The following is a 6437-nucleotide window of genomic DNA, read 5'->3' as shown; positions in this document are numbered from 1 at the left end:
AGATCACTGATCCGCAGTACTCGACGACGGCGTTCCTGAAGGGTTTGAAGCAGGTCGAGGGTTGGCAGGAGATGCCGTTGACGGCGGCGGCGCAGACGGTGCAGGTGTCGGCGTTCCCGGATCACTATGCGCAGTGGGAGTTGCAGGCTGCTGACCTGGTCGCCGAGCACTGGACCACCAGCTGACCGCAGACAGCGACGGAGCGTGCTGGCCGGGCCCCCGGACACGGGGACCCGGCCAGCGGCACGCCCAGGTCAGCGCCGGGCAAACCCGGCTGCGTCGTCGGTGGACCGTGTACTAGCGTGCGGTGCTGCGGCGAGGGCGGCTCCTGGGCGTGCTTCCTTCTCACCTCTTCCTGGTTGAGATCTAGTGCGCCCGATCTCCGCCCTCGCCGACTCTCCCGTCCCTTGGAGGTGCCCGGTGCTGGGCTTCGTGACGTCACGCCGAGCCCAGGTTCCCGTCGACCCGGTCGCGGTCACCCTGGTACGCCGGACCGGTCTGGTCGCGACCGAGCTGCTCGGCGCCGGTCGACGGGGGATCAAGCGGGCCGGGCGCCGGCCGGCCCGGAGCGGTGACGGTCTGGCCGCGTTGGAGGCCGACGCCCTCGCGCTGGGGTACCTGCTCGGCCCCCGGCTGAGGGCCCGTCTGGCGGGACTGCCCGCCGACCAGCTCGCCGTGACCGGGCACGGTCTGCTCGCCGTCCTGGCGGCCACTGTCGGCGCCGACGTGCCGCACGTGCCGCTCTTCCGTGACTTCCCGCGTCGCGTACCCGCCGACACCCACCAGCGGTACGTCCAGCGGGTCTTCACCCTGCTCTGCCAGGAGCCGCAGCAGCCCTGTGTGCTCTGCGGACTGGTCGGCCCGGTTTCGGCGGTGTCGCCCTGCGCCCACCTGGTCTGCCCGGCCTGCTGGGAGACGGAACGGTACTCGGACTGCCCGCTGTGCCACCGCCGGGTCGACGCCGGCACCCCGTTCCGCACCGTGACCGGACCAGCCCCGGCCGGCACCGCTGCGCCGACCGGTACGGGCCTGCCGATGCCCCGGCGGGCTGCCGTGCTGGAAGTCGCCGACGATGTGGACGGCGCCGTGCACCGGGCGCTCGGTCTGCTGCTCGCCCGCCGTACCCCGTTGGCCCCCCAGGACCGGGCGGACCTGCTGGTGCTGCTGGACCGGGCGGGCACCGGATCGCACTGGCTGCCGCCGGAGGTGCCGGTACGGCAGACCCGGGCGCTCGTGCTGGGGTGGCTGGCCGCCGATCCGGCGTACGCCGCCCGGCTACCGGACCTGCTCGCCCGCTACGCCGACACGGCGACCGACCTGCTGCGCCTGCTGTACGTGCTGCACGGTACCGACCCCGGCCTGGTCGACCCGCCGGCCCGGCGGCGTTCCCTGCCCCGCCGGCTGCGTCGGACTCTTCTCGCCCGGCTGGACGCCCTGCCGCTGCCCGCGTTGGTCGAGGACCTGCACCGGCACCGTCCGGCCTGGCTGGCGATGGCCGAGAACCTGCACCCGTTCGAGCAGGCCGCCCGGCATCCCGTGGCGGCGGCGGCCTTCGCCGTGCTGCGCCGTACCGCCGTCGACCCGTCGACCCCGCTGGGTCGGCTGCTCGCCGGGACGGCAGTCGCGCACCCGGAGGTGCTCTCCGTCTGGCAGGGCCGACTGTGCCGGGTGTCCTGGGGCGGTCGGGTCGAGACGGCCCTGCGCTCCGGCGCGGTCGACGCCGCCGTGGACCTGCTCGCCCGACGCCCGGGGGAGCTGCTCCGGCGGACGGTCACGCTCGCCGCGCGTACCGACGATCCCCGGCGCCTGCTCGCCACGACTGCGGAGGCGGCCCGGTCGGTGTCCCCGGGGGTGCTGCTGGCGGCGCTCGGCGCGGTACGGGCGGCGACCTGGCCGGCCGGCACCCGGTTGTACTTTCCCCGGGGCGGCAGTGCCCGGCTGTGGGCCGAGCCCGACCACCGGCCCCGGCTGCTGGCCGCCCTCGGTGGCGCGCTCGACGACCTGCTCGCCGGCGAGTTGCGCCGACGGGCCGGGAAGCTGCCGGCAGTCGAGGTGGCCCTGCTGGACGCCGCACTGGCGGACCTGGTCGCGCCGTTCACCGAACGGACTGCGTCGACGGCCCTGGTCCGGCTCCCCCGGGGCAGCAGCCAGCCGCTGCCGACCGGGCGCCGGGTCCGGCTCTTCCTGCACTGGACCGAGCCGGCGGACACCCAGGTCGACCTGGACCTGTCGGTGGCGATGAGCGACGACGCGGGGGCGTTCGTCGGCTGGTGCGACTACACCCGGCTACGGTTCGCGGACGACGCCGCTGTGCACTCCGGCGACCTCACCTCGGCGCCGCCCCCGCTCGGCGCCAGCGAGTTCGTCGACCTGGACGTGCCGGCGCTGCGTAGCCGGGGCATCCGCTACCTGACCATGGTCGTGTGCAGTTACAACGACGTGCCGTTCGACGCCATGCGCGACGCGTTCGCCGGCCTCATGGCCGACGCGGGGCATTCCGGTGTGCCGTTCGTGCCGAAGGCGGTCGAGCAGCGGTTCGAACTGACCGGCCGGGTCCGGGTGGCCACCCCGCTGGTGGTGGACCTGAAGGCCGGCGTGCTGCGCTGGGTCGACGCCACGCTGGGCGGTACGGGCGGCGAGCATTCGGTCGCCCGCTACTCGCGTACCCTCGGGCGGCTCACCGCCGCCGTGGACGCCTACTTCGCCGCCGGCCGTCGGGTCGGGCTCTGGGAGGTGGCCTGCTGGCACGCCGCCACGCGGGCGGGCACCGTGCTGGTCCGGCGCCGCGACGGAACCGTCAGCGGGTACCGGCGGGGCGACGACGAGCCGGAGGCGGCGTTCGTCGCGCGGCTGGCCGCCCTCGGGCCGGCCGATCCGGTGCCGCCCGAGGCGCTGCCCCGCCCCGGATTCGCCGCCGTGATCCGTGGTGACCTGCCGGTCGCACCGGCCGCCCAGGTGTACGCGCTGTACCGGTCCGGACTGGACGTCGACCGGGTGGACCTGGTCGAGGCGGCCGACCTGGTCGGCGCGCTCGCCCCGGTGGCGCGGCGGTGACCGGCCTGATCCGCTGCGTTCGCCGGAACGGTCCGGGACGCGTCCGGGACGTGGTGGGGGAGGTGGGTTACCGGCCGGTAGGTTCGGGTCGTAGCCTGGACCGGTGACCGTGGCAGCGGAGTACCAGCAGGAGTTCGTGGACGTCGACGGCGCCCGGCTCGGGGTGCAGATCTATCCCGAACCGGCCGGCACCGGAGGTGCACCCATGGTGGTGATCTGTCCCGCCATGGGGGTACGTGCCCGCTACTACCGACCCTTCGCCACCGCCCTGCACGCCGCCGGCCTGGCCGTCGCGGTGGCCGACCTGCGCGGTACCGGCGAGAGCACCCCCGTGCCGACCCGCGCCTGCCGGTACGGCTACGCCGAACTCGCCGGTGACGTGGCAGCCGTACTGGCGGCACTGAAGCCCCGGCTGGACGGCCGACCCCGACTGCTGCTCGGGCACTCTCTCGGCGGGCACGCCACCCTGCTGCATCTCGCCCTGCACGGCACGGACGCGGTGGACGGGCTGGCCCTGGTCGCCGTCGGCCTGCCCTGCTGGCGCAGCTACACCGGCCTGCGCCGGTACGGGGTGCTGCCGTACACGCAGGGCATCAACGCCGTGACAGGACTGCTCGGGGTCTGGCCGGGCTGGGGATTCGGCGGTCGGCAGGCCCGGGGAGTGATCCGGGACTGGGCGTACACGGCCAGGACCGGGCTCTTCCCGCCCCTCGACGGGGTGGACACCGAGGCGGCCGTGTCGGCGCTGCGGCTCCCGGTGCTCGCGGTCAGCGTCGACGACGACCAGTACACGCCGCACGGCACCGTCGACCACCTCTGCGGCAAGCTCGCCTCGGCGTCCGTCACCCGCGAGCGGTACACCGCCGCGCAGGCGGGCGCCCCGGTGGACCACTTCACCTGGGTACGCGCGGCGGAGCCGTTGGCCGCCCGGCTGGCCGCCTTCGCCACCGGTCTGCCCCGCCGGGCCTGAGCCGGCAAGCCGGGCCGGGCACCGTCGGATCGGCCGAACCGGTCACCGTCGGAATCGGCCGAACCGGTCACCGTCGGAATCGGCCGGGCCGGCGCGCGGACCGGGCCGGTCAGCGCAGTACCCGGCGGGTCCTGACCACGCTGAGCACGAACAGCCCGATCAGCGCGATCGCGCCGATCAGGACCAGCCAGCGGGCCGCTTCGAGCAGCAGACCGAGCAGGATGAGCGCGGCGGCGATGACGCCCACGACGATCAGCAGCATCCGCATGGTCAGCCTCCTGTCACCGACTCCGCCGGCTGCCGTACCGGCGGAGCCTCTGCCTTCCCCTTTCCCGGCCCGGCACACCGGTCGGACCGGCCGGCCTGCTGCCCGGGGGGTGCCGGGCCGGACGGCGGGATCCTGCCCGGGCCGACCGGTGCGGGCCGACCGCTGTGCCAGATCCGGTCGAACTCCGCCCGGAAGTGCCGGTGCAGGTCCGGGTCCTGCCCGGGGCGCAGGTGCAGGACCAGTTCCCGTCCGGTCGGGTGGTGGGAGTAGATGTCCACCGTGCCGGAGCTGTCGGCCGAGTCGGGATCGACCAGGGTCATGCCGAAGGCCGGGACGAAGCTCAGCAACCGGACCTCCAGCCGTCCCGGGGGCCGGGCGCAGGTGGCGAGGTAGCGCAGCGCGTCGATGGTCGGGCGGAGCCGGTGCTCGAAGACGGCGGCGTCCTCGGGTACCCCGTTGCGTCGGGCGGCCTCCCGGACGGCCGCACCGTCGGGGTCGAGGATCGCCACCCGGACCAGCGCCCCGGCGGCGAGCCGCTGTTCCAACTCGGCGAGGTTGCTGCGGATCGTGCGGTTGAGGGTCACCCCGATCAGTCGGATGTCCGTCGCCCGGTCGAGTACCGGCCGGCCGGTCCCGTCGGTCGGGCCGATCAGCCGCTCCCGTGGCCCGGAACGACTGCCGGCGTGCGCATTCAGCTCCCGCAGCGCGTCACCCACCCGCTGGACCTGCTGCGAGTTCTGCAGCAGGTCCAGCGCGATCAGGGCGAGAATGCCCAGGGTGGCCGTGGCGACCAGTTCGGCGTCCACCACGTCGAACAGGTTGAGCAGACTGACCGCGGCGGCCACCAGGATGGTGAGGTACACCTCCAGGCTGCGGCTGGCCCGTCCTCCGCCGCCGGATGCCTTCCGTGCCATCGCCGTGATCCTCTCCACCAGTGCCGGTCTACTGCGCGGCATCGGACAGCCGTAGGAAGGGCAGGAGCCGTTCCAGCACGGCTGCGGCGTGCTGGGCGGCCAGCCGGTGGTACCCATCGCCCTTGTGGGCATCGGCGAGGTCGGAGATGCCTCGGATCGTCAACCAGCCCCGCAGGGTCCGGTCGGTGCCGACCTCCTCGTGGAACGCCTGTGCGACTCCGGCCGCCTCGGTCTCCACCGCGAGGGTCTTGTCGTTGAAGTCGAGCAGGTAGCGACGGATGTCCGAGGCCCGGTCGGCGGGTACCGCCTCGCCGGACCCGATCGGCCCCCGTCGGACCGGGACCAGATAACCCGGTGCGATCTCGCAGAACTCCCCGTGCACCCGGAGGAACTCGTCGAGCCGGTGGCGCAGCACCGAGGTGACCCGCTGCTCCTGGCCCCGCCGCCGGACGCCGGAGCCGGTCTCCCGCCGGGAGTCGTAGTAGATCACCTCGTCGGCGAGCACCACGTCCCCGATGTCGACCCGGGTCCCGATTCCGCCCGCTATCCCGACCAGCAGGACCACCGGCGGTGCGAAGTGCCGACGAAGCTGCTGGTACGCGACGGTGGCGGACCGCTGCCCGGGGTTCAGGGTCTGCATCGCGACCACCCGTAGCTGCCCCTCGTCGGTGGGTACGTGCGCCTGGTGCACCTGGGCCCCACCGGGCAGTTGCCCCGTGCGGTAGGCGCAGGCCCGGCGGAGTACCTCGACCACCGCACTGGTCTCCACCGGAAGTACGGTGAGGATGCCGATGTCGGCGGGCGGCGGGGTACCGGCGGAGGCACCCGCCGCAGCCGCCGGCGCCGGCCGGTGCATGCCGACCGCGTGGCCCCCGACGTTGATCGTCCCCGGTCCGCTGTTCCAGGCTCCGATGTTCCGGTCGCCGCCGGACGGCCCGCGCCGGTGCACGGCGGACCGCTCTGCTGCGACCCCGGCACCGTGCCGGCTCATCCTGGTCACCGTCGCCCGCCGGGCTGACTGCCGCCGGACGGGTCGATCCTGCCCACGGCGTCCCGACCGACGTTGATGGTGCCGCTGCCCGTGTTGATCGCACCGGCGTTGCGGACGGTCAGGGCCCGTTGCGGGTACTCGGTGGTGTCGACCTTTCTGGAGTCGAGGAAGTCCAGGGAGGCGGCCACCGACAGGTGGCGGGTGGCGGTCGGGCCGCCCGGGTCACGCAGTGGTGGGGGC

6 protein-coding genes and 1 pseudogene are annotated in these 6437 nt (G+C 74.3%); 3 read left to right on the top strand and 4 right to left on the bottom strand.

The window, feature by feature from the left end; all coding sequences use genetic code 11:
- From GSF22_RS28785 to GSF22_RS28775, 3 genes and pseudogenes are all read left to right on the top strand, one after another.
- Positions 1-185 (top strand): annotated as a pseudogene (locus tag GSF22_RS28785) (hypothetical protein); the annotation flags it as partial.
- Positions 186-432: 247 nt separating this feature from the next.
- Entirely contained in the window at positions 433-3054 is a 2622-nt protein-coding gene (locus tag GSF22_RS28780; RefSeq protein ID WP_208816972.1) for an MXAN_6230/SCO0854 family RING domain-containing protein, read from the top strand.
- Between the two features lie 109 nt (positions 3055-3163).
- Complete coding sequence (locus GSF22_RS28775) at positions 3164-4024, top strand: alpha/beta hydrolase family protein (RefSeq protein ID WP_208816976.1); 861 nt, start codon at positions 3164-3166, stop codon at positions 4022-4024.
- Positions 4025-4133: 109 nt separating this feature from the next.
- Here GSF22_RS28775 and GSF22_RS28770 read toward each other — a convergent pair whose 3' ends face one another.
- The 4 genes from GSF22_RS28770 to GSF22_RS28755 all read right to left on the bottom strand — a co-directional run.
- Positions 4134-4292, bottom strand: a complete 159-nt coding sequence (locus GSF22_RS28770) for a hypothetical protein (protein ID WP_208816970.1) — start codon at positions 4290-4292, stop codon at positions 4134-4136.
- A 2-nt stretch (positions 4293-4294) separates the two neighbouring features.
- Positions 4295-5206, bottom strand: a complete 912-nt coding sequence (locus GSF22_RS28765) for a DUF5919 domain-containing protein (protein WP_208816968.1) — start codon at positions 5204-5206, stop codon at positions 4295-4297.
- 28 nt (positions 5207-5234) lie between these two features.
- Positions 5235-6197: a 5'-methylthioadenosine/S-adenosylhomocysteine nucleosidase family protein gene (locus tag GSF22_RS28760; protein WP_208816966.1), complete on the bottom strand. Its 963-nt coding sequence runs from the start codon at positions 6195-6197 to the stop codon at positions 5235-5237.
- 5 nt (positions 6198-6202) lie between these two features.
- On the bottom strand, positions 6203-6437 hold a 235-nt coding region (locus tag GSF22_RS28755; protein WP_208816964.1), incomplete at its 5' end, for a hypothetical protein.

Source organism: Micromonospora echinofusca, from assembly GCF_017614955.1.
GTDB classification, from domain to species: Bacteria; Actinomycetota; Actinomycetes; order Mycobacteriales; family Micromonosporaceae; genus Micromonospora; species Micromonospora echinofusca_A.
Note: the sequence above shows the minus strand (reverse complement) of the source record. Positions and strands in the feature narration are given on the sequence as shown.